Here is a 215-nt window from a genome sequence, read left to right as displayed (position 1 = left end):
GTACTGCATCGGAAGCGAACCCGTCGTGTAGGGAAGGTCGTACTTCTGGGCCAGCGCCTGCACCCGCACGGAGATCTCACGCAGCCGGTTGCTCGGCAGGTCCGGGAACAGATGATGTTCGATCTGGTCGCAGAGGTTGCCGCTCATGAACTCCATGACCGGGCCCGCCTCGAAGTTCGCGCAACCCAGCATCTGCCGCAAGTACCACTCACCCC

Annotated in this window: 1 protein-coding gene; it reads right to left on the bottom strand. The window is 62.8% G+C overall.

Going from position 1 to position 215, the window contains the following annotated elements; genetic code table 11:
• A partial coding sequence (locus QM806_RS41245; protein ID WP_283295091.1) for a fatty acid desaturase family protein occupies nt 1–215 on the bottom strand: 215 nt, incomplete at both ends.

This window comes from Rhodococcus sp. IEGM 1351 (assembly GCF_030056875.1).
GTDB classification, from domain to species: domain Bacteria; phylum Actinomycetota; class Actinomycetes; order Mycobacteriales; family Mycobacteriaceae; genus Rhodococcus_F; species Rhodococcus_F opacus.
The sequence above is the reverse complement of the archived record's forward strand: the minus strand, read 5'-3'. Positions and strand labels throughout refer to the sequence as shown.